Raw genomic sequence first — 23,814 nt, forward strand, 5'->3', positions numbered from 1 at the left:
TTTTAACATAGCGTGCACTTTCCACATATGTGGATTTCATTTTGTCCCTCCATCTTTCATATGTGGTCATCATGCAAAATTTAATGTGATGCCAACTCATCCATATTGATGCATTTCCATGTGAAAAGGCCGGGTCATCGTGAAATGCCCAGCCTTAAAATAATGCAGTTGTTATAAATAATATTTGTCAATAACTTTTAAATCATCTGTCAATTCGTAAATCAGTGGCGCACCTGTTTTAATTTCATAGCCGACGATATCTTCATCTGATACGCCTTCTAAATATTTAATCAAAGCACGTAATGAGTTTCCATGGGCCGCTACAAGTACTGTTTTATCAGCTAATAATTCTTGAGAAATTTGGTCGTTCCAATATGGGATGACACGCACCAAAGTATCTTTCAAACTTTCAGATTCAGGCATCACGCGTCTATCTAATAATTCGTATTTGCGATCTTTTAAATAGCGCTCGCGTTGTGCTTCATCTTGTGCTGGCGGAGGTGTATCGTAAGAACGTCTCCAAATATGGACTTGTTCTTCACCAAATTGCTGACGTGCTTCATCTTTATTTAATCCTTGTAAACCACCGTAATGACGTTCATTTAAACGCCACGATTTAACAACGGGTACGTAGAGTTGATCAGACTCATTTAATAAATGAAACGTGGTCTTAATCGCACGCTTTAATAACGAGGTAAATGCAATATCAATCTGAATGTCTTGTTCTTTCAATTTTTTTCCTGATGTGATGGCTTCGTTGTGACCTTGTTCGGATAAATCGACGTCTGCCCATCCTGTAAATAAGTTTTCAGCATTCCAGACGCTTTGTCCGTGTCTACATAAAATAAGTTTTGGCATGTTTTACCTTCTTTCTATATCGTGAACGCCAGTGTCGCAACATTTGTTGATCAAAAAAGACGTTCACGTACTCATATTGTACCAACAAATGCGCTTACTTTATTTTATAAATTGATTATAACAAGTTTTTTATGCTTTTTCATGATTCCAACATGATAAAATTTGAATATATTAAGTCATTTGCTCCCTGCTACTACTACATTTTCCTGTGTCACTCTATCGCTGTCTGACTTCATTTTGATGCGCTAGCAAAGTATAGGTCGTTTCAATGTACGGAATATGAAGTTGATGCTTTTGACCTTGTCTATAAATATAACCTTGAATTGCTTCAACTTCTGTCACACGCTCATTCATCGTATCATAATACATGCTCGTCGCACTTTCATCAGAGAAAATACGATACGCCGCAATGACATCATCTACAAATGAATCTTCGTATGTAATCCCTTCTGCGTTAGCGACTTGCAAACCTTCTTTAAGCAAGTTTTTACATAATTCCAGCATACTATCGTCTTTTAACAGACGTGCTGTGTCTCTACTCAATGCAGTTAAAGTGTTCATGCCGAGGTTGAAAATCAATTTAAACCAAATCGCCTTCTCAATATTGTCTTCAAGTTCTAACGTGAGCGCTGTCGTTGAAATGACCGCTTTCAATTGTTCAGTAAACGCATCTTGCTTCAACTGAATGCGGTAATCTTTGTCATGTCTCACTTTATCCTCTTGCTTTTCACCGCTAATATATACGACCGCTTGATACGCATCATAGCCCTCTAATTTGGGAAGTAAGCCGCTACCATTTTGTGCTAAAATCACTTTCGATTGCGCGTGCGTGATTGTCTTCAGTTGTGGTAAAATCGTATCAATTTGATGGGTCTTCACCGCAATAAACACGACATCGAACGTCGTCGTTACAGATGACAATGCTTTGACAGGGATACTTTTGCGTTCTCCTGTGTCACGCTCTTCAAATGTCATGACTTTATCTTGTCTCCCTAACAATGTTACATCTAGCGTATCCAATGCCGAAGCGATCGCTGTTCCTACCGCACCGGGTCCAATGATGGCTATTTTCATCTCTATCATCCTTTCAACCTCAAAGTCTCAATGCATTTCTCATGCTTTTATACATAACTCAATATATTCTTTTTTTATTTATAAGTAAAGCGAGTTGATTGTATATTTAAATGCAATAAAGACCGGGACATGATACGTTTTCCCAGTCTTCCTTCAATGTAAAAATTTTAATGCTTTTTTCACCACAGAAACTGAATAGCACAATTTTATGCTACACACTTTCTTTCAAGTGATAACAACGATTACACTATATCTGTTAAAATGTCGCCTAAGATACACCTTGAAGTTCAGATACTTTGGTTTTAATCATAATTTCATCATCTTTTGTTAACTTTTTTGTTACAATGACTACATTTCAATTCAACTCAAAACATTGATGTGCTGCTATGAAAATTTAGAATAAAACTTAAACATTCCTAAGATTTTTCATTATTTTGTTTAAATATACCTGTAAGCATGCAGCGACATCACTTAATGGTATCGGAGGCACACTTATTCAGTTGTATTATCGAAATTACGTCCTTCAAGTCCTGCAAGTTCTTCTTTTGTTGCGGCTGGCGCTTTCATTTCAAAAATTTGATCCACTACTGTGTAATCATAATAACCGAGACGTGCAATCGGGCGAATAGACTTAATATCTAACTTCCCATTCTCCATAATCACTTTGTCATCGATGTGAACTTGCGCGACACGACCGATAACAATGTCCACTGTAGACACAGGATCTCCCGTTGGAATACGAATGGTTTGTACGTACTCGCATTCAAAATGGACCGGTGATTCTTTAACACGATATCCGGGTGCTTCAATACATGCTTCTTTCGTGACACCTGCAAACTCAAACTCGTCTTCTTCAGGTGGTAATGCCTTAGACGACAAGTTCACCGCTTCTCGCAAATCATACGTGGCCATATTCCAAACAAACCAACCTGTCTCTTCTGCATTCTTTACTGTATCTTTACGTTCATGCTTGCCGAGTACTGATTGATTCGCTGCAAACATGACCATGGGTGGATCCCAAGTTAAGTTTTGATACTGACTATAAGGTGCCAAATTATCTTTGCCATCTTTTGAAACCGTTGAAATCCAACCAATCGGACGCGGGACTGTACTACTCTTAAATGGATCGTGTGGCAAACCGTGACTTCTAACCCCTTGTTTTGGTGAATACTCCATCCTATTACCTCCTTCATCATTGCCTTTACTTTAATCTAACAAATGGTGTCATCCGTTGCTAATACATGTTTTCTATTTAATTATTAGGCAGTTCTATTAACAGAATCTGATGTACGTTGAACAGAACTGTTCCCTATCTCCACTTCTATTTCAAGTAAACATACTATTTGAATTTTAAATAACAGGATAAATACTTCTCTTGTTCTATACATAATAAAATTATCTGCTTTCTTTATTTAACAATACTCCCCTCAAAGCAGTTGTCCGATTAAGTATAAACAATTCAGTATATTTAATTTACTTTTTTATTTTTTTAGGTACTATGAAAAAAAGGAGGAATTGATATGCATGTGATTATCCTTACACTTTGTTTACTCCCATTGGTTTTGGTTAATATGTACTTTTATTTTAAGAAAAAGAAAGAAAAATCCTAGTTATAACGATTTTTTAAGTTCAAAAATTTTAAAGAAACATACTAAGATGAGCTGTTAAAAAAGCTAGTTCCTACAACCGTATTGTAGAAACTAGCTCTTTTTTACATATCATACGATTTTTACAATTGTACTATTCTAAATTCGCATGATTATTTTGCATCGTTGTCTCATCGACATCCCATGCGGTCATGAAGTCTAACACGACACCATCTAACATCAACTGTGCACTTTGTTCAAACAAGCTGCCGAGTGGTTGTTCAGAACCTTCAGCCTGATATTTCGTGCCAGCTGGTAGGATGAGTGTCACGTTTGCCAATTCTGCGATTTTAGAATCCGTTGCTGTCGTAACCAATGCAATCGTCGCGCCGACTTCATGCGCTTTATCGGCTAACAGTTTTAAATGTGTTGTCGAACCTGAGCCCGAAATGACAATGAGCACATCCCCTTTTTGAATGGACGGTGTCGTCGCTTCTCCAACGACGTGCGCCTTTTTACCAAGTTGATTCAAACGCATCGCAAAACCATTCGCGACGAATCCTGAACGGCCTTTACCTGTCACGAATACCGCTTCTGCATCAGATACAACTTGTTCGAATTCCGCTATCGCTTGGTCATCCACTTGTGATAACGTCTGTGCAATCTCACGGCGAATCCGTTCAAGCTGTTGTTGAATGGCCATGTTATTTACCTTCAATCGCTTCTCGGATTTGTTTAGCCGCTTCACGTGGATCGTCAGCATTTGCGATACCGCCACCGACGATAATTAAATCGGGGCCTTCATCCGCAACTTCTTTAACTGTTTCTGGTTTAATTCCACCAGCGACAGCAATTTTTGCATTTTTGATGACCGACTTTACTTTTCTTAAGCTTTCTAAAGGTGATTGCCCTTCAGCTTGTAAGTCATAACCGATATGCACGGCGATATAGTCTGCACCTAATGCGTCAATTTCTTTCGCACGTTTTTCTAAATCTTGAACAGCAATTAAGTCGACAAGTAATTCTTTACCATGTTTGTGCGCTTCTTCCACCGCATTTTTGATGGATGCATCTTCAGCTACACCTAAAATTGTGACAACATCCGCGCCAAATTTCACTGCTTGGCTCACTTCATAGTCTGCCGCGTCCATAATTTTTAAGTCAGCTAATACTTTGACATCTTCATCTTTCACGTTCTCTTTTAAATGTTGCACAGCTGGTAAGCCTTCATTAATGACGATAGGTGTTCCGATTTCAACAATATCGACATAGTCCGTTACTTTTTTCGCAAGTTCTGCTGCATCTTCTTTATTTAATAAATCAATGGCTAATTGTAATTCCATGATTTCATCAATCCTCCGTCATGTTTTGTCTCTTACAACTCGTGCTATACCCTTTAGAAAAGAGATTAAACATGTCGGATTTATAAGTTCAACGCGACTTAATTGTCAATTTCAGGCATTGCTGCATCATCTACATACACTTCTACATGGGGATGACGATGTAAAATCGTCGCTGGCACATCCGTAGTCACTTCTTGGCTCATTAAATGACGAATCGCTTCACGTTTTTGCTCACCAAACGCTAACAAAATGATACGTTTCGCTTTCATAATAGAACTTAATCCCATTGAAATGGCTTGTTTTGGTACATCATCAATCGAATCAAAATAACGACTATTCGCTTTGATTGTGCTTTCAGTTAAATCGACACAATGCGTTAAACTTTCAAACGGTGTCCCTGGTTCATTAAAACCAATATGACCGTTTTGACCGATGCCTAAAATTTGAATATCTAACGGACCGCCTTCTTCTAATAGCGTTTCATAACGTTGAGATTCCGCTTCAATATCTGATGCTTCACCATTTGGCACGTGAATATTTTCAGTAGTAAAATGAGGATACGCGCCAAATAAAACATGTTTCATATATTGGCAATAGCTTTCCTCATGATCTGACGCTAAGCCGACGTACTCATCTAGATTAAATGTTTCCACTTGAGACACGTCGAGTTGGTTTTTTTGAAGTAATTCCACTAAATAGTCATACACTTTAACCATTGTGCCACCCGTTGCTAATCCTAAACGACTGTCTTTTTGATATAACATTTGTTTAAATAATTCGCTCGCAACGTAAAATGATGCATTCGCTTCATGACCTAAATTAATGATCTTCATTATGCTTATTCCTCCTCAATCATTTTCACAAAACGTTTCGTAATATCACGTGGTCTCGTAATGGCACCACCAACAACTGCAGCATACACACCTAAATCCATGACTGTTTTTAACATTTCAGGCGTGATCACATTCCCTTCAGCGATAACTTTTTGCGATACATTCGCTAGCACGTCTTTTAAAAACGCAAAATCATTGGCGTATAACACTTGACCTGTCGTTTGCTCTGTATAGCCATGTAACGTCGTACCAATATAGTCAAAGCCGAGACGTTCTGCATTTTGCGCTTCTTCTACCGTCGCAATGTCTGCCATAATTTGAACATCCGGCGCTGCTTTACGGATATATTGTACTAAAGTTTCTAAATCTTCAGCAGGACGTTCACGTAATGTCGCATCCATCGCAATCACTTCACATCCGCTTTCAATAAGTTCATCTACTTCTTTTTGTGTCGCAGTAATAAATACGGAAGAGTTGTCATAGTCTCGCTTCACAATACCGATGACTGGCAAATCCACCTCTTCTTTAATCGCTAAAATATCTGCTTTCGTATTCGCCCTAATCCCAACAGCGCCTCCTTGTTTTGCAGCTAACGCCATTTTCCCCATAATGAATGATGAATGGAGTGGCTCATCTGGTAACGCTTGGCAAGATACGATTAATCCTTGTGTTAAATTCATCTAATGACTCCCTTCTAATTGTTCTTCTACTTCATTTTTAATGGTTGAAACGTGAGGTCCATAGACAATTTGGACGCCGTTTCCTTTCGTAATGATTCCTTTAGGTTCAGTACCTTGAATCAAGCTTTCATTTACTTTTTGTGTATCTTTTAACGTGACTCTCAGGCGTGTCGCACAGCAATCGACTATTTCGATATTTTCATGTCCACCTAAACCTTGAATAATGGTTGTCGCACGTTCATTTGTTTGTACGCTTTGTTGCGTTGTCTCATCTTCACGCCCCGGTGTTTTAAAGTTAAACATTTGAATTAACATTCTAAAAATCACATAGTAAAGTGCGAACCAGACGAGACCGATTGGAATAATCCATAAATAATTCGTTTTCGCTTGGCCTTGTAAAACACCAAACAAGATAAAATCTATAAAACCACCGCTAAACGTCTGCCCAACCGTAATGTTAAAAATATCTGCCATCATAAACGCTAAACCATCTAATAATGCATGAACAACGTAAAGTAATGGGGCAACAAATAAAAAGCTAAACTCTAACGGCTCCGTAATACCTGTTAAAAAAGACGTTAAAGCTGCAGATAACATTAAACCACCGACCACTTTTTTGCGCTCAGGTTTTGCTGTATGATATATCGCGAGTGCCGCACCTAGCAGTCCAAACATCATTGTAATAAAACGCCCTGACATATAACGCGAAACGCCTTCATAATAATGTGCCGTTGCAGGGTCACCTAATTGTGCAAAAAAGATATTTTGCGTCCCTTGAATCAGTTTGCCATTCAATTCGAGTGAACCTCCGAGCGCGGTTTGCCAAAATGGAAGATAAAAAATGTGATGCAATCCGAAAGGCCCTAGCATTCTCAATATGAAACCATATAGGAACGTACCAATGACGCCTGTTTGCTTCACAATTTGACCTGCTCCCATAATCGCATGTTGAAATAACGGCCAAATAAAGAACATCACTAAACCTAATACAATAGATGCAAAAGCTGTCACAATTGGAATAAAGCGTGAGCCCCCAAAGAAGCCTAAAAACTGCGGTAATGTGATTTTGTAGTATTGATTATGGAGCATTGCCGTTATGATACCCACAATGATCCCCCCAAACACGCCTGTCTCTACAGTTTGAATACCTAAAACCATCCCTTGCCCAGCCTTAGCGAGTTGGTCAGGTGCCGCCACCTGTTCTGTAATTGTTAAAAGGCCGCTCATCGTTGCGTTCATAATTAAAAAGCCCAACATCGCAGCTAACCCAGCAGTACCCTTATCTGCTCGTGCCAAACCGACTACAACACCTATCGCAAACAATACTGACAAGTTTTGAAACACAATACTGCCAGCCATCCGCATTAATATAAACAAATGTTGCAACAATGGAATATTTAAAAATGGATACGCTTCGATAGTGTTCGGATTACTCAGTGCGCCTCCAATACCGAGTAATAATCCTGCTGCCGGTAAAATCGCAATTGGTAACATAAAGGACTTCCCAAATTGCTGCGCTTTATCAAATAATGTATTCAATCTTGTCCCCCTCTTCTTCCCTGTTCACTCTCAATATATCACTAAGAAAATTTCCGTCAACAAAATACGTTGTTTTGGAAATTATTTTCAAATATACTGAGTTTAAAAGGAGGATGACGATGAAAATTGAAAATCGTATTCAACAAAATCAACATCATTTCACAAAAGTTGACCAGCAAATCGCTCAATTCATTTTGTCGGTAGATGATCATACGGACTTAGGTGCAATTAATCAGTTAGCGGATGCGATTGGTGTGTCACCTTCTAGTATTACACGCTTTGCACATAAATTAAATTATGATAGCTTCCAATCGTTTCGTTTCGCCATCCAACACGAACTGCAAACGGAACCGATTCACAATAGTCCTTCCATTCAAATTTTGCATCAACATTATCGCGCCATCATGGATCACACGGGTGAATTTCTCATTGAAGATGATTTGATGTACCTCGTCAACACGATTGAACAGAGTGATAAAATCATTTTTATCGGTATTGGTAGTTCTGGATTAAGCGCGCAAGAATTGTACTTTCGCACGTCGAGAATGGGCTTCAACACGCTCGCTATTACGGATGCGCATTTAATGACAGTCATTGGGCACATGTGTCATGGCAATACTACGATCGTCGCTTTTACGAATAGTGGCGCAACGAAGGAAATTATGGATAGTTTAAGTCATGGTCGTGAAAACGGGGCGACTGTGATAGCCATTTCTCATTTTCGGACACCTGCACTGGAACAACATTGCCATCGCATCATTATGACCGCCGATCGCAATCAAACACATGATGCTTACTTTATTAATTCTCAACTCGCCAATCACTTTATTATTGATTTATTGAGTTATCATTTACTACAAAATGAAGAACGCTTAGCCCATTTTACGTCGAGTTATGAACAACTGTCAGCGAAAAGAACACACACGACTTATTCGACGCATGATTTTCGCCGTCTATAAGATTAAACTGAGCAGAGCTATATTAATTTTGAGTTATTTTTAGTAAAATAGATAGATAATCATAATCAGGAAGGCAGTGAATCTTTTGCAACCGATTACAGAAGAAGCCGTACAAGCACTACTCGACGAATACGCAAATCAACCTGTCTATCTGCACGTTGAAACGACAAATGGCGCTTATGCCAATCACTTTGATCAACGTGTGTTCAACGCAGGTACTTTTTTAAGAAATATCCAAGTCACTTACCAACATGCACAACTTAAAGGGGGACATAAAGATCCTTACCGTGTAGGACTGAAGCTTGGCGAACATAGCTGGGTATATGTTCAAGGTTTAACGCATTATGAAGTGACTGAAGATGGGATGTTTTTATTGGCAGGATTCAATTATGAAGGACAACTTGCGGCAGCACTTGAAATGAGCCACAAGCCTTTTAAAGCATAGAAAGGAGTATTGATGATTATGACAACTGAACACCATATCCTTGTCATCTTCCCACACCCGGACGATGAGACATTTTCTTCAGCAGGTACGCTTGCACGTTATATCGATGAAGGTGTGCCCGTAACTTATGCATGTCTGACACTCGGACAAATGGGACGTAATCTTGGGAACCCGCCTTTCGCTACACGTGAATCACTGCCAGACATTCGCGAACGTGAACTCGACGACGCCATGAAAGCAATCGGTATTACAGATTTACGTAAAATGGGCTTACGTGATAAAACTGTGGAATTTGAACCCGCGGAAGAAATGGATGCGATGGTGCAATCACTTATCGATGAAACACAACCTTCCACGATCATTTCATTTTATCCCGGTTATGCCGTCCATCCTGATCATGAAGCAACAGCAGAAGCGGTCGTGAGAACTGTTGGTCGTATGGATGTTGCGCGTCGTCCAAAACTTCAATTAGTCGCATTTAGTAATGATGCCGTTGAACAGTTGGGCGAACCTGATATCGTCAATGACATTTCAGCTTATCAAGACCGTAAATATGCCGCATTCGAAGCACATCGTTCACAAACGGGACCTTTCTTGGAGCAACTTGCCAACCCACAAGGTGACGTTTCTGGTGCGCCAAAAGATGCTGCAAACTTTTTAACAACCGAAACATTTTGGACTTATTCATTTAAATAAATAACGTATTGCACATGCATGTGACATTTTAGTGGAGGAAGATACATGACTGAATTCGATTTATCGACACGTGAAGGTCGTTGGAAACATTTTGGTTCAGTAGATCCTGTCAAAGGAACAAAACCAACAACAAAAGATGAAATGACCGACCTTCAAAGTACACATAAGAATTTTTTGTTTGAAATAGAAGAAGTAGGAATTAAAAATCTCGTGTACCCTGTATGGATTGATCAATATCAAACCGCTGGGAACTTTAGCTTTTCAACAAGCTTGAATAAAGACGAAAAAGGCATTAATATGAGCCGGATTTTAGAATCTGTAGAAGCAGAATATGACAACGGGATTCGTCTGGAATTTGACGCATTAACACAATTATTAAATCAGTTGAAAAGTCGCATGAAGCAACATAGTGCCGGTGTGGATGTTAGTGGTAAGTGGTTCTTTAATCGCTATAGCCCGGTTACACAAATAAAAGCAGTAGGTCACGCTGATGTGACTTATGGTTTCGCGCTAGAAAATGATGTAGTGTCTCGTAAAGAAATCACCATTGAAGCAGCTGTTACCACGCTATGCCCTTGTTCAAAGGAAATCAGTGAGTATTCTGCACATAACCAACGTGGCATCATTACAGTGAAAGTGTATCTCGATAAAACGGCAACACTTCCAGAAGATTATAAGGAAGTTATTTTAGATGCAATGGAAGCCAATGCAAGCTCTATGTTGTATCCAATTTTAAAACGTCCGGATGAAAAGCGCGTGACAGAACGTGCTTATGAGAATCCGCGTTTTGTGGAAGATTTAATTCGTTTAATTGCGGCAGATTTAGTCGAAGTCTCTTGGTTAGAAGGCTTTGATATTGAATGTCGTAATGAAGAATCAATTCATCAACATGATGCATTTGCGAAATTGAAATATCGAAAATAACGGGATGGACTAAAAAAATTTAATTATTTTTTAGTCATTAATGAACCATAAAACCATGATAAAGACTGGGAAAGCTAATGTCCCAGTCTTTTCCTTTTTGAATCAGTACAATAAACTTGCTTCTATTGTTGAATACGGAAAGTAAGTTTATTCACGACTAACTCACTTTCTCATTCAATTCATTAAGATCTATTAAACGGTCAGCTTGTTTAGCCTGCTCAATATTATGTGTGACAAGTACAATGGTCTTATTATCAGTATCTCGCAACTCTCGTATGAACTCAAAAGCGATGTCAGCGAGTTTTGGATCAAGCGCACCAGTCGGCTCATCTGCTAAAATGATGTCACCTGGTTTTAAAATTGTTCTTGCTACCGCTACACGTTGTTGCTCGCCACCCGGTAAAGTATTGATTTTGTCATTCAATAATGTATCAATTTCAAGTTTCTGTAACACTTGCTGAATTTTGTCTAGCTTCTCTTTCTTGCTGATTTTGACATACTCCAACGCAAGTAATAAGTTGTCTTTTACAGTCATATCAGAAATGAGCGCATAGGATTGAAATAAATAGTTAATCGTATGTCTTCTCAATTTTGTCGCTGTAGCTGAGTTAATCTTAGGAATCGCCTGGTTGTAAATTTTGACTTCACCCGTTTCTATCGTCTCTAGAAGCCCTATCATATTGAGCAATGTCGACTTCCCACAACCTGATTTCCCAACAATTGCAACAAATTCTCCTTGATGTATATCAAGTGAAAAATCACGGATAATTGTTCTACTTCCAAATTTCTTCGTTATATGATTGATTTCAATTGCTTTCATTATGATTTCTCCTTAATTGTAAGAAGTAATTGTTTAATATCATTACGCGACATATATAGGTAAAAAATGAGTAACTGAATCGCACCGTAAATTGTAATAGAAACAATCCCTGATTTTGACGGCCAGAATAAAACGACAAGCATATCAATCGCCCAAATACTTAAAATCAAAATCATCGGAAGGCTGTACATTTTAAAGAAACTGAAGCCTAAAAATTTTGAAATATAAAGACGTTCATAATGTGTTAATCGATACACATAAGCCAATGATATGAGTAAAAGAATGGATAGCAATAATGCACCAACGATAAAACTACCAAACCAAACGATGGTTTCTGCTAAGTCTTTTTGAAGTCCATCAATAAAGACTTGAATAGGGACAAATTTCAGTTCATTGTCTGCCAAATGATATTGTTCCAAGTAGCTTTTCGTAGTATAGTTTTCTGCTGTCTTTCGATCCTTAAACTTGATATAACTATTCAAATCATTACTTCTCAAACTTTCTGATTGCAAGTAATTCATATTTTCTGGTGTAATGATATAAATAATCGGATCTTTTACCATCACTTCGTCATTCGGGGTATTGTTCCAACTAAATATTTTTTGTTGAAAATGGTAAGTTATAAATTTAAAACGATTTTCCTGATTATATGCAGTCGGAATATCATTTTCATTTCGTTCAGTTGACTCACTTTCTTTAATCCATTGTTCAAATTTTTCTTTCTGCTGTTTCGTATAACTATCAGGAATTAAAAACACTTTTGTACCACTCTCAGCATTATCGATATATTGCTGTGCTACATTGAGGTGAATATTCTTTAAATAATTAGGTGAAAATGTCATATACCAAAATGCTTTTTCTGGCACATTTTCATAAATCGCTTGCTCTCGATAATATTCAAGCAAGTCTTTATCAAAATATTCAGAATGCGCAATGAATACGTTAGCATCTTTCACGATAGATTGATACCAATGATAAATGTCGCGATCTAGCGCATTAGATTTTCCAGCTATGGTCGAAAGATCTTCCCCTGTTTGCATATCTTTTAATGTATAGTAATTAGAAACATTTTCCCATTGTTTCGCAATCCGAAAATTTTGTACGACCTCTTTGATTGGTTCATCTAAACGGACACTACCGAATACGAGTAAAATACTTAGAAGCACATAACCTAATGCGCCCATGCCATAGAGTGTACGGTGAGGCACTTTCCCTTTAATTGCATCTACCGGTTTCATTGAGAACACAGTCAACACCGCTATGCCAGTCATGAAGAGTGTGAGTGTTAAATTGATGACGCCACCTAAAAAGAAATAAGACAAAACTTTTAATGTTATCGACTGCCAGCCACTCACATACCATAAAATAACTGCAAAAACAGGAATAATCAGGATTGAAAACACCACAAATTGACGCAACACTTTATTCGCAACTGCCCATTTTGACCACCCTAAAAGCGTTAAATGCCCTAAATTTTTAAGGTTCGCAACTGTAACAGCAATAAATAATATAAACACTGCTAACATCGTCATGATTAATAAACATGACAATACAACAGTGACTGTATTGTCCATTTTAGCAACGCCGCCATTAATCGTGGTCAAAGCCGTTTCAGATTGATGCGTCACTACAGACAAAGCTTTGATCAACTGTTTGAATTGTTGTTCTGAACCATAAACTGTGTATGAGCCATTGATACTTTTTGTCGTATGAATATAAGACTGCAAATCGACAATAGAATGCCTTTTAGCAAAATATGGCGTATTGAATTCTTTAATGTTATGAATAGAACCATTAAAATCTCCAATCGTTGCTTTTTCATTTTTACTATTTAATAATTTTACTATATCCTGTTGTGACATGATTGTATGATCATACAGTTGAATTTCTGGAAATTGTTCCGCTTTACCTGTTAAACCAATCAATTCATGATTTGTCTCTTCATCAACCGTCGATGTCAAAATCAATAGTTCAGGAAACTGTTTTAATACATCCATGACATCTTCTTTTTGCTCGATGGTGATACGGTTTAAATAAAACTGATGCTGATTAGCCGAATTTTGTACCTCGTCCCATTTTTCATCATACCATTCACCCAAACGAAAAGTTGTCATCATCAGAATAATGATGGCTTGTATAGCAACTAATGCAAAGATGAGATACCGTATCTTTCCTACTAATTGTATATTTTTCATTTATTCTCACCTATTGTGCTTATCTACAATTCCAATAAGCTACAGCCGATCTCCATCCAACATATTGTTTTGCCACTGCTTTAACACCTGGTCTTTTCCAACCAGAAAAAGTTGAATTAGCCGTTGCCGAGTGTGTAAATCTACCTGTTTGAACTATAGAATAACTGTAAGTAAAAAACGTTCTTCCATACTCCCAATGTATTTTGACACCATGAAATGTTGGACTTTTTAATTTCATATTTTCTACCTCTTAAAACAGAATTAATAAGCGCTTACATTGACATTATACTACATTATCCACTAAACTAAATAATTATTTTATTTAGTTTAAAATAATATTAGGATTCAAGCAACTTTATAGTCGTATACCTTTGTCAAACACATAAAAGCCATTAATTATTCACAGAAAATGAATTTTAATGGCTTCATAAATCGTATTTACTTATTTTTAAAACTTTACTCTTCTTTCCCTAATGCACGATAGATGGCTTTGGCAACACCGCTGTTTTCATTCGAATCTGTCACAAATGTTGCGATATCTTTCAATTCTGGCAAGGCATTTTCCATTGCGACGGCAACGCCAGCACGTTCTAACATCGATTTATCATTTAAGTTATCGCCAACTGCCATCGTATCCGCCATATCGATACCGAGTTGTTCAGCAATGGCTTGTAAGGCTAGCCCTTTTTGTGCATCAATATGTGTAATTTCAATGTTACCGAGTGACGATGAGGAAACTGCTAAGTTGCTACTTTCTGATAATTGTTTTTTCACACGCTCAATTTTAGCTAAATCTTTGTCGTACGCCAAAACTTTCATGATAAGTTCACCAGGTACAGATTCGATTTTGTCATAATTATCAACGACTTTTAATGTTCCAAGATCGATGCGATGTTGAATATGCTTTCTGATTTTCTCTACATCGCCTTTTTGACCTGAGTGTTTCGCAATATCTAAATATATGGCTAAATCTTTTTCGGGGTCTTCTGTATAAATACCAAAGTTCGTATACACTTGATAGTACATATTCTCATTGTTTAATGTTTGTCGAATGCGTTGGTACAAACCGTGATTCAAACTGGACGTATGTACAATGTCAAAACTTTCATCTCGCACTTCTGCACCGTTCAAACAAATATATGGTACTTTTAACCCTGTCGGAATAATTGGATCGTTTGCTTCATAAAATGCACGTCCAGTCGCAATGACCACTGTCACTCCTTGAGACTGCGCATATTGAATCGCCTCAACATTTTCTTTTGATACTTCATGAGCTGCATTCAACAATGTCCCATCCATATCTGTTGCTATCAGTTTCACCATCTTTATCCCTCTCTCTACTTTTCGTTCTTCCTTTACTCGTTTTAAATATAATCTCATTTTAACAAAGTTACATAAGGAAGTACCGTAAAATGAATTCCTATCACGCTTCTTACCATTCGCTCATATAGAGAAATCACACTTTGAAATGGTAAAACAATGACTTAATTCTTTTGTCGTTTTTTATACAAGCGTAATGCTCTAAAAAATTGGCGTAATATTTCTCCACATGAATAAGCCAACACTCCTGACACAACAGACGCACGGTGATTCATTCGACTATCTTGAACGAGATTCATCAAACTCCCCACACATCCCCCTTTTGGATCCATCGCCCCAAAAACAACTGTATCGACACGACTCATTACAATCGTGCCCGCACACATCACACACGGCTCTAATGTGACATACAACGTGCACCCTTCTAAACGCCACGTCCCTAGTTGTGCGGCTGCTCGCTCCATAGCCAGATGTTCCGCGTGGGCGGTTGGGCTTTGATCAGTTTCTCGTAAATTGTGAGCACGTGCTATAATTTTTCCATTTTTAACAACGACAGCACCAATTGGCACTTCCCCTTTTTTAGCAGCTTTTCTCGCCTCTTCTAGCGCAATTGACATATAATATTGATGACTTGTCATACAGAAATAGCCTCACTTATGTTAAAATTTATAATACTGAATAAATAAAATAATACTGGAGCGAAATATATGAAAAAACCGTTTATCGCAATTGAAGGTCCTATAGGCGTTGGCAAATCTTCATTAGCACACCAGTTGAGTCAATCTTATCACTTTTATGAAGCGAAAGAAATTGTCGGTGAAAACCCCTATTTGTCAGATTTTTATAGTGATATTTCGAAATGGAGTTTTCAAACTGAGATGTTCTTTTTATGCCACCGTTACAAAGATTATCAAGACCTTGCAGAACACACAGATGGTATAGTCAGTGACTATCATATTTATAAAAATAAAATCTTTGCACGTAATACGTTAAATGATGCAGAATACGATAAATTTTCAAGAATTTACGATATTTTAACAGAAGATCTCATCTCACCAGATTTTACGGTCATTTTAGATGCAGATTTAAGTGTACTCAAACAACGTATCGCTAAACGTGATCGTAGTTTTGAAGCCAATATTCAAGATAGTTATCTATTGAAATTAAAAGAAGATTATGCAAATTACTATCATTCTTTAAAAAGCGAAGGACATGCAGTGTTATGGGTGGATACGACCGACCTTGACTTTGTCCAAAATGAAGCAGATTATACATATGTATTTAACCAAATTAATGAACTCATTGGAGGCCATAATCATGAATCAATATAATATACCCTCAAACGCGATTATTACCATTGCCGGTACTGTCGGTGTTGGCAAATCATCTTTAACCCGCGCAATAGCAGAAAAACTTAATTTTAGAACATCTTATGAAAATGTAGAACATAATCCCTATTTAGATAAATTTTATCATGATTTCAAACGTTGGAGCTTTCATTTACAGATGTACTTTTTAGCAGAACGCTTTAAAGAGCAAAAACGTATGTTTGAGTATGGGGGTGGCTTTGTTCAAGACCGTTCAATTTATGAAGATGTCGATATCTTTGCAAAGATGCATGTAGAACAAGGTACGATGACGCCTGAAGATTTCAAAACATACTCCAACCTTTTTGAAGCAATGGTGTTAACACCCTATTTCCCTAAACCTGACGTCCTCATTTACCTCGAGTCAGATTATGAAGCAGTTCTTGAACGCATCCAAGCACGTGGGCGTCAAATGGAAATCGAAACAAATCCTGAATATTGGGAAATGCTGTTCCAACGTTATGAGAATTGGATTAACCAATTTAATGCTTGTCCTGTTGTTCGTGTAAATATTAATGAATATGATTTATTGAGTCACCCTGAATCGGTCGATGTGGTATTGAAAAAAATCGGTCATGTAATCCATACCTATAGACAAGTCGATCAACGTTCATAAATGTTTTAATCAACGGGTCTTTGTGGCCGACATATTGCGGCTCGCGTTCCTAGTTGGTTCACTTCAACTAAAATCGACTTAATTGAAGCGTACATGAGATGGAGGCCGAATTGGGTTTTAGGGCAGTACAAAAACCTCATGTGTAATAAAAATTTCGCTGTACTGCCCCCGCAAGGCGAACTAGACTTCTCAAATGCAAAGTGATTGAGAGATTAGACAGCTACTGCGTTAAACAGCAGTCACTATTAAACATCAGAAATCGCGTTAAGCCTTTGTTTTGGCCCTCAGGAATCTCACCTCGCTTTGTAGTCGCTATCCCACAGCTCTTTATTAATGCTTGTCCCTTTATCATTTTAAACATTTCTAAATCAAATATGTAAGAAGGATGAAATAACTTTTGAAGATATCGTCTTTCTTTTATTTATTCAAACACTCAGATTGTAAAATGAACAGGCTGGAAGATTTTCCAGCCTGTTTTCTTTATGAATCTGTTTTGAATGTCCACCTCACTACTTACGAAATGAAAGCAACACGCAATTTTATTGGCTTGATTTATTTTGCTTTGGGCAAAACGTTTTCCAATAAACCAACGTGGTCAATGACGACATCTGCCGCTTCAAACTTCGCCTCTTGTCCTAATCCTGTACGGACGCCTACATTCAGCGCACTTTTCATATTTTTACCGGTCAACATGTCATTATCTGTGTCGCCCACCATTATTACATCTTCTCCACGCACACCGCGATTCCATAATGGCTGAAGTAAACGAATATCCGGCTTTTCATACTGTCCATCATTCGTTGAGATGACCATATCAAATACATCCGTTAATTGCGTTTCTTCCAAAAATTGCGTCACGCCTGTATGATTATCACTAGTTACGATGCCTAACGCGTAACCTTGTGCCTTTAAACGTTGCATTAACGATGCTACACCTTCATAAAGGTTGATTTCAGGTACACGTTGACTGATTAAAGTTTGACTACGTTGTGCGACCCAATCAGCAATATTTTCATTCGTAAACTGTTGAAGAACTGCAATTAAATCTTTCAACGTCCCCCCATTCATGACACTATTCACTTCGAACCGTTCATCTTTAATCCCGATTGCCTGATATACTGCTAGACGATCTTCAAGCTTAAAATGGTCACAGATATCATTAACTAATTGTATCCCTATTTTTGTCCAACTATCATCAAAATGTATCAGCGTTCCATCTTTATCAAATAAAATCCACTTCGGTGAAATCATTTTTTTGCCTCCATTTATGTCTTTGTATCAAACTAAAAGTGAAAAAATAACGCATTGACTTTCCAAAAAGACTCTCTTGAATCATTCCATCACATTCTACTATTTCTTATGTTACAAAATCTATCTATTAATGCAAATAACATCTCAACATTTATTCAATTTTTCATAAACAGTTAAGAATCATTTAATTTTTTTATTTTATATATGATGTAAAATAAAATAGAAGGAGTGATGAACATGAAAAAATTAAAACAAAAAAAACGATTAACATCACTATTATTAGCCACTACAATGCTTTTAGGTATCATGAATACTGGCGTTAGCCATGCTGCTTCAGACGAAAATCAAGCGGAATTAAAATTAGCGACGCACAATGTTTATATGCTTTCTGGTTTCCTTTATCCTAACTGGGGGCAAAGTAAGCGTGCAGATTTAATTTCAAAATCTAAATATATACAAGATAATGATGTCGTAATTTTCAATGAAGCATTCTATCCTGCTTCAGCAAATCAACTGTTCAATAATCTAAAATCTTCTTATCCTTATCAAACTGCGGTACTTGGCCGTTCCACTTCAGGATGGGACCGCACTGAAGGTCATTATTCAAGTACGACTTTTGAAAATGGTGGTGTTGCTATCGTAAGTAAATACCCTATTAGAGAGCGAATTCAACATATCTTCCAGCACGGATGCGGCTTTGATAATGATAGTAATAAAGGCTTTGTCTATACTAAAATTGAAAAAAATGGAAAATTCGTTCACGTTATCGGTACACACACACAATCTGAGGATACACGCTGCTCAGTAGGTCAAGATAGAGCAATTAGAGCTGAACAAATGAAAGAAATTAGCAATTTTGTAAAAAGTAAAAATATCCCTAAAGATGAAGTAGTTTACATCGGTGGTGATATGAATGTAAATAAAAATGCTGGAAATGGTGAATTCCAAGATATGTTGAAAAACTTAAATGTCAGCGATGTAACTTATACAGGTCATTCAAGCACATGGGATCCTCAATCTAACTCAATTGCCAAATACAATTATCCTAATAGTGCGCCAGAGTATTTAGACTATATTTTTGTAGATAAAGACCATCGCCAACCAGGCCAACTCATTAATGAAGCTGTAGCTGAAAAATCACCAACTTGGGATGTTTATAAATTCCCATACCTTTATGTCTACAATGACTACTCTGATCACTATCCAGTAAAAGCGTATAGTAAGTCATAGAAAGTTTAATAGTCGTATTGACTCTCATAGACTGTGGTTATAGGATTAACCCATAAATATACTCACAATACCTTTACTAGTAACAAAACAAGAATAAATAACATACCCGTATATAACCGAGATGTTTCGCCATCCATCACGAAGCATCTCGGCTTTATATTGCTTAAAAGTATTTAGAAAATGTCATTGAATGGCATAGATAAAGGTATGCTTACTATTTAAATACACTAAAATCACCTTTAAAAAATTTAGGCTCTTTCCTATTTCAGTCAGACGGGGAATCATGTGTCCTGTTTTGAATATAAAAAGAGCGCAATGCTTTCCTCCACTACTCGTAATTAAGAAAATCATGCGCGTATAGCTCACATTATGTCGATTTCACTAGAGTTTTATCACTTATAAAGAGAAGGTTGAAGAACAGAAATACAAAGTAGCTGTATTTTTATTTTACTTTCATCCAATGATTATCCTTAAAACTTAATAACGGATGATTTCAAACGTGTATAGAACATTGATGTTAAGATGATTTTTATGATTGCAGAAAGCACCACATATCAATGCGCAAACCATCTTCAATCATTTTAATAGCGTTTAGGTTTTAAGTCGAGTTCTGAATTGGACTCGGGTAAAACAGTCATGAACTGCATTGATAAAATGCTTAAAAAGCTAGAAACCCCGTCATATCAGGATTCCTAGCTTTTCCTTGTTATTATCTTTCATAATGCGGAACCACAACGCGCCAACCGTGTGGATCCTCTAATTGTCCACTTTGAATGCCTGTATAATGATCATATAGTTTTTGCGTAATTGGACCTGTTTCATTGTTATTAATCACGATTTCTTCTTCTCTATATTGCAACGTACCCACTGGCGAGATAACAGCGGCCGTACCTGTACCAAATACTTCTGTCAAGGCACCGCTTTGATGTAATTCATACAATTCATCAATAGAAATACGGCGTTCTTCAGTTTCATAGCCTAATGATGCAGCTAATTCTAATACTGTTTTACGCGTAATACCAGGTAAAATACTACCATTTAATGACGGTGTAACCACTTTCCCATCAATGACGAAGAAGATGTTCATGCTTCCCACTTCTTCCACATATTTTTGCTCCACACCATCTAACCATAACACTTGGTCAAAGCCGAGTTGATTTGCGTTGGCTTGTGCGAGTAAGCTTGCTGCATAGTTGCCAGCTACTTTTGCAAATCCGACACCGCCACGTACTGCACGTACATACTCATCTTCTACGTAAATTTTCGTTGGACGTAATGAATCTCCGCCATAATATGAACCAGATGGCGATAAAATGATTAATAAGCGATACTCATGTGAAGGATGCACCCCAAGAGCGCCTTGTGTAGCGAAAACAAATGGTCGAATATAGAGCGATTGACCTTCTCCACTCGGCACCCAATCACGATCGATATCGACGAGTTGTTTTAATCCTTCTAATAATAACGCCTCATCAATTTCCGGCATTTTTAAGCGTTCTAATGATTGATTAATTCGTTTAAAGTTTTCCTCAGGTCTAAACAAGACAACTTCGCCATCATGCTTATATGCTTTTAATCCTTCAAAAACAGCTTGTCCGTAATGGAGACTTTGTGCAGCTGGTGACAGTTCAATTGGACCATAAGGAATAATCTTTAAATCGTGCCATCCTTCTGCTGTTGAGTATTCAAAACTTAACATGTAATCGGTAAAGACTTCACCAAAAGTGAGTTGATTCAAATCAGGCTTTTCTTTTAATGTTTGGCTCACTTTTAATTCGATTTTTTCTGACATGATTATTCCTCCCATATGTAAAATATAATATTAACCATTATAGCAATGACTGACCTATAATTCAATGAGTATTCCGAAAATTAAAACAATTAATGTGGATTTTAATTCTTTTTATACAATGACACTTATAATTCTCCTTTTTTATTGATATAAGTATAATTCCCTTCAAATCTTTTTTAATTTCTTATTTTTCAATAAACATGTTACATTAAATAACTTGTTTATAAAATGTACATCATGTGAGACAGCAATAATGGTCCCTTCAAAATCTAATAACGCATCTTCTATCGTTTCTTTGATTCTATATCTAAGTGATTAGTAGGTTCATCTAAAAGTAGCAGTCCAGTTGGTTTAATCAATGATTGAGCGATGCCAATTTTTGTACGTTCACCCCCTGATAAGTCACCCCAATTCATTTCAAGTAAATATTCTATATTTCATCCGTGTACAACTTTTCTGATTTGAGAATCTATTTCATCACCACCTCTTTCCTCAAAGTAATATTGTAATTCTCCATAATAGGAAATTACAATATCAATATCTTCTGTAGGTTCACTCATTTTTAACTCTAACTTTCTTAATTTATCTGATATGGCATTTAACTCAGTAAAAACCGACTTTAAACACTGATAAATCGTTTTGTTATCTTCATAATGAGGCGATTGTTCTAAATAGCTAATTTCTAACCCTTTCTTCCAACTAACATCACCTGTTGTAGGACTTTCTATACCTGATAAAATTTTTAATAATGTTGTTTGTCCTTCTCCATTGGGATCAATCAATACTGTAATATCACCTGTGTTAATTGTTAATTTTATATTATCGAATAGAAGCTCATCCAAATAACTTTTAAAGACATTAGATGCATTTAATATATTCATGTTTTTCTCTTAAAACCCCTCCATTGATTTTCTAAACACACTATAAAGTGTTCTCTTAATTCTTACAATTGGAAATTGTCAGTCTTTTTAAGGTGTGATACTATTTCATAGAAGACTATAAACAATCTATAAGGTGAGAATTATGATTTGGAGAAATTTAAGTGTAACTTTAAAAGTAAGATTGATAAGTAACTTTTTTCAAGAACTCATCACGAGTGCTTTTTTACCTTTTATCGCTCTATATTTAAGTGATATGGCGAATCCCAAATTTGCTGGCATCTTTCTCACATTACTTGTGGTTGCCAATTTTCCAGTGTCTCTGATTGGCGGCTATTTGATAGAGACTTTTCCTAAAAAGAAAGCTGTCTTAATCTATCAATTCGTCATGGCCATCATGCTGCTTTTGATGGGCATAATGATATTAAATGGCTCTTCATATATTATATTTTTTAGCATTTGTTATGCGATTTATAATATTGTGTGGGGAGTTCAATATCCCGCAATGGATACCATTATTATGGATGCAATCACACCTGATGTTGAAAGGTACATTTATAAAATTGATTATTGGTTGACGAATCTTGCATTAGCATTTGGTGCTTTAATGGGGGGGATACTTTATCATAATAACAAATCGACACTTTTCTTTATTGCATTTTTGATTTTTATACTTGTATTTCTTTCTTTATTAAGATGGCTCCCAAAAGAGACCCATGTGACTGAAAAACGATCACTTTCAATGCACCCTTTCAATGTTTTAAAAAGTTATGAACAGGTATTCAAAGATCGGCGTTTTATGGTGATGACCTTAGGGTCTAGCATTATGATGATGGGCGAACTATCTGCGTCTTCGTATATTGCTATTCGTTTAAAAGCAGAATTTAATACTATTTCGGTTGCTTTTTTTAATATAGACGGCGTTAAATTGTATTCTCTTCTTATGATTGTGAATACAATTGTTGTGATTACATGTACATATTTCGTGACAAAAATTATTTTAAAACTCTCAGTCAAAAAATCATTAATACTTGGTCTCATATTTTACGTCATCGGCTATGCGAGTATAACCTATTTAAACGAGTTTTATTCACTCATTTTATTGATGTTCATAGCTACCATTGGAGAAATCATTTATTCCCCAATTTTAGATGAGCAGCGCTTCAAAATCATTCCAGAAAATAAAAGAGGCACATATTCTGCTTTTAATGCATTGGGTTTTAATTTGTCAGAACTCATTGCACGATTAGGGATTATTTTAGGTGTTTACCTCTCCTCTATAGGCATGGGCATCTATATGTTTATTTTTCTAAGTATCGGTGCTTTTTTCATCTATCTTTCAATATATGGGAACTTTAAACTTCAAACCCCTTCTCAAAATAAAGTTGAGTCCATAGAGTAACTTTTT

General features: G+C 36.8%; 25 protein-coding genes. 8 read left to right on the top strand and 17 right to left on the bottom strand.

What is annotated here, in order from left to right:
• Positions 1 to 171 precede the first annotated feature (171 nt).
• The 8 genes from P3U61_RS10630 to P3U61_RS10665 form a co-directional block, all read right to left on the bottom strand.
• On the bottom strand, positions 172 to 858 hold the full coding sequence (locus P3U61_RS10630; protein WP_063284859.1) for a 2,3-diphosphoglycerate-dependent phosphoglycerate mutase: 687 nt from the start codon (positions 856 to 858) through the stop codon (positions 172 to 174).
• 216 nt (positions 859 to 1,074) lie between these two features.
• Positions 1,075 to 1,932 (bottom strand): oxidoreductase, encoded by an 858-nt coding sequence (locus P3U61_RS10635; protein WP_015728640.1) that lies wholly within the window; start codon positions 1,930 to 1,932, stop codon positions 1,075 to 1,077.
• Positions 1,933 to 2,424: 492 nt separating this feature from the next.
• On the bottom strand, positions 2,425 to 3,108 hold the full coding sequence (locus tag P3U61_RS10640; RefSeq protein WP_014614720.1) for a flavin reductase family protein: 684 nt from the start codon (positions 3,106 to 3,108) through the stop codon (positions 2,425 to 2,427).
• A 564-nt stretch (positions 3,109 to 3,672) separates the two neighbouring features.
• Positions 3,673 to 4,221 (bottom strand): 6-phospho-3-hexuloisomerase, encoded by a 549-nt coding sequence (gene hxlB, locus P3U61_RS10645; protein ID WP_063284855.1) that lies wholly within the window; start codon positions 4,219 to 4,221, stop codon positions 3,673 to 3,675.
• Position 4,222: 1 nt separating this feature from the next.
• Positions 4,223 to 4,861 carry a 3-hexulose-6-phosphate synthase gene (gene hxlA / locus P3U61_RS10650; protein WP_014614722.1) on the bottom strand — a complete coding sequence of 213 codons (639 nt, stop codon included), beginning with the start codon at positions 4,859 to 4,861 and terminating at the stop codon, positions 4,223 to 4,225.
• Positions 4,862 to 4,959: 98 nt separating this feature from the next.
• On the bottom strand, positions 4,960 to 5,694 hold the full coding sequence (gene nagB / locus P3U61_RS10655) for a glucosamine-6-phosphate deaminase (protein WP_063284854.1): 735 nt from the start codon (positions 5,692 to 5,694) through the stop codon (positions 4,960 to 4,962).
• Positions 5,695 to 5,699: 5 nt separating this feature from the next.
• Positions 5,700 to 6,374, bottom strand: a complete 675-nt coding sequence (locus P3U61_RS10660; protein WP_063284853.1) for an N-acetylmannosamine-6-phosphate 2-epimerase — start codon at positions 6,372 to 6,374, stop codon at positions 5,700 to 5,702.
• The gene (locus tag P3U61_RS10665; RefSeq protein WP_323695697.1) at positions 6,375 to 7,913 is read right to left on the bottom strand and encodes a PTS transporter subunit EIIC; all 1,539 of its coding nucleotides are present in this window, start codon (positions 7,911 to 7,913) and stop codon (positions 6,375 to 6,377) included.
• Positions 7,914 to 8,032: 119 nt separating this feature from the next.
• Between P3U61_RS10665 and P3U61_RS10670 the strand changes: the two genes are divergently transcribed.
• The 4 genes from P3U61_RS10670 to folE2 all read left to right on the top strand — a co-directional run bounded on the left by P3U61_RS10670 (position 8,033) and on the right by folE2 (position 10,937).
• Positions 8,033 to 8,872, top strand: coding sequence for a MurR/RpiR family transcriptional regulator (locus P3U61_RS10670; RefSeq protein WP_015728631.1), 840 nt, complete (start codon positions 8,033 to 8,035; stop codon positions 8,870 to 8,872).
• A gap of 85 nt (positions 8,873 to 8,957) precedes the next feature.
• Positions 8,958 to 9,317 carry a YojF family protein gene (locus P3U61_RS10675; RefSeq protein WP_014614727.1) on the top strand — a complete coding sequence of 120 codons (360 nt, stop codon included), beginning with the start codon at positions 8,958 to 8,960 and terminating at the stop codon, positions 9,315 to 9,317.
• Between the two features lie 18 nt (positions 9,318 to 9,335).
• Complete coding sequence (gene bshB2 / locus P3U61_RS10680; RefSeq protein WP_041613367.1) at positions 9,336 to 10,013, top strand: bacillithiol biosynthesis deacetylase BshB2; 678 nt, start codon at positions 9,336 to 9,338, stop codon at positions 10,011 to 10,013.
• Between the two features lie 45 nt (positions 10,014 to 10,058).
• Positions 10,059 to 10,937 carry a GTP cyclohydrolase FolE2 gene (gene folE2 / locus P3U61_RS10685; RefSeq protein WP_014614729.1) on the top strand — a complete coding sequence of 293 codons (879 nt, stop codon included), beginning with the start codon at positions 10,059 to 10,061 and terminating at the stop codon, positions 10,935 to 10,937.
• 157 nt (positions 10,938 to 11,094) lie between these two features.
• On the opposite strand, the gene P3U61_RS10690 is transcribed toward folE2, so the two are convergent.
• The 5 genes from P3U61_RS10690 to tadA form a co-directional block, all read right to left on the bottom strand.
• On the bottom strand, positions 11,095 to 11,757 hold the full coding sequence (locus tag P3U61_RS10690) for an ATP-binding cassette domain-containing protein (protein ID WP_199274269.1): 663 nt from the start codon (positions 11,755 to 11,757) through the stop codon (positions 11,095 to 11,097).
• Positions 11,757 to 13,952: a hypothetical protein gene (locus P3U61_RS10695; protein ID WP_015728627.1), complete on the bottom strand. Its 2,196-nt coding sequence runs from the start codon at positions 13,950 to 13,952 to the stop codon at positions 11,757 to 11,759. Before P3U61_RS10695 ends, P3U61_RS10690 begins: the two co-directional genes overlap by 1 nt.
• Positions 13,953 to 13,971: 19 nt before the next feature.
• A complete protein-coding gene (locus P3U61_RS10700; protein ID WP_049773686.1) occupies positions 13,972 to 14,190 on the bottom strand; it encodes a hypothetical protein in 219 nt (72 codons plus the stop codon).
• A gap of 218 nt (positions 14,191 to 14,408) precedes the next feature.
• Entirely contained in the window at positions 14,409 to 15,275 is an 867-nt protein-coding gene (locus P3U61_RS10705; RefSeq protein WP_014614732.1) for a Cof-type HAD-IIB family hydrolase, read from the bottom strand.
• A gap of 161 nt (positions 15,276 to 15,436) precedes the next feature.
• Positions 15,437 to 15,910, bottom strand: a complete 474-nt coding sequence (gene tadA / locus P3U61_RS10710; protein WP_014614733.1) for a tRNA adenosine(34) deaminase TadA — start codon at positions 15,908 to 15,910, stop codon at positions 15,437 to 15,439.
• Between the two features lie 69 nt (positions 15,911 to 15,979).
• Here tadA and P3U61_RS10715 point away from each other — a divergent pair, with 69 nt between their 5' ends.
• Both P3U61_RS10715 and P3U61_RS10720 read left to right on the top strand, forming a co-directional pair.
• Positions 15,980 to 16,603 carry a deoxynucleoside kinase gene (locus P3U61_RS10715; RefSeq protein WP_014614734.1) on the top strand — a complete coding sequence of 208 codons (624 nt, stop codon included), beginning with the start codon at positions 15,980 to 15,982 and terminating at the stop codon, positions 16,601 to 16,603.
• Positions 16,590 to 17,255: a deoxynucleoside kinase gene (locus tag P3U61_RS10720; protein WP_014614735.1), complete on the top strand. Its 666-nt coding sequence runs from the start codon at positions 16,590 to 16,592 to the stop codon at positions 17,253 to 17,255. The genes P3U61_RS10715 and P3U61_RS10720 overlap by 14 nt, the downstream gene beginning before the upstream one ends.
• Before the next feature lie 552 nt (positions 17,256 to 17,807).
• Here P3U61_RS10720 and P3U61_RS10725 read toward each other — a convergent pair.
• Positions 17,808 to 18,506: an HAD family hydrolase gene (locus tag P3U61_RS10725; RefSeq protein WP_014614736.1), complete on the bottom strand. Its 699-nt coding sequence runs from the start codon at positions 18,504 to 18,506 to the stop codon at positions 17,808 to 17,810.
• Between the two features lie 237 nt (positions 18,507 to 18,743).
• On the opposite strand from P3U61_RS10725, the gene sph reads away from it, so the two are divergent.
• Positions 18,744 to 19,736: a sphingomyelin phosphodiesterase gene (gene sph, locus P3U61_RS10730; protein WP_014614737.1), complete on the top strand. Its 993-nt coding sequence runs from the start codon at positions 18,744 to 18,746 to the stop codon at positions 19,734 to 19,736.
• Between the two features lie 709 nt (positions 19,737 to 20,445).
• Here sph and P3U61_RS10735 read toward each other — a convergent pair.
• The 3 genes from P3U61_RS10735 to P3U61_RS10740 all read right to left on the bottom strand — a co-directional run bounded on the left by P3U61_RS10735 (position 20,446) and on the right by P3U61_RS10740 (position 22,409).
• Positions 20,446 to 21,528 (bottom strand): branched-chain amino acid aminotransferase, encoded by a 1,083-nt coding sequence (locus P3U61_RS10735; RefSeq protein ID WP_015728618.1) that lies wholly within the window; start codon positions 21,526 to 21,528, stop codon positions 20,446 to 20,448.
• 284 nt (positions 21,529 to 21,812) lie between these two features.
• Positions 21,813 to 21,944, bottom strand: coding sequence for an ATP-binding cassette domain-containing protein (locus P3U61_RS12325; protein WP_081248075.1), 132 nt, complete (start codon positions 21,942 to 21,944; stop codon positions 21,813 to 21,815).
• Positions 21,945 to 21,965: 21 nt separating this feature from the next.
• Entirely contained in the window at positions 21,966 to 22,409 is a 444-nt protein-coding gene (locus P3U61_RS10740; RefSeq protein ID WP_063284849.1) for an ATP-binding cassette domain-containing protein, read from the bottom strand.
• A 142-nt stretch (positions 22,410 to 22,551) separates the two neighbouring features.
• On the opposite strand from P3U61_RS10740, the gene P3U61_RS10745 reads away from it, so the two are divergent.
• On the top strand, positions 22,552 to 23,808 hold the full coding sequence (locus tag P3U61_RS10745; RefSeq protein ID WP_063284848.1) for an MDR family MFS transporter: 1,257 nt from the start codon (positions 22,552 to 22,554) through the stop codon (positions 23,806 to 23,808).
• The last annotated feature ends 6 nt before the right edge of the window (positions 23,809 to 23,814 follow it).

Source organism: Staphylococcus pseudintermedius (assembly GCF_034042775.1).
In the GTDB taxonomy this organism is placed as follows: domain Bacteria; phylum Bacillota; class Bacilli; order Staphylococcales; family Staphylococcaceae; genus Staphylococcus; species Staphylococcus pseudintermedius.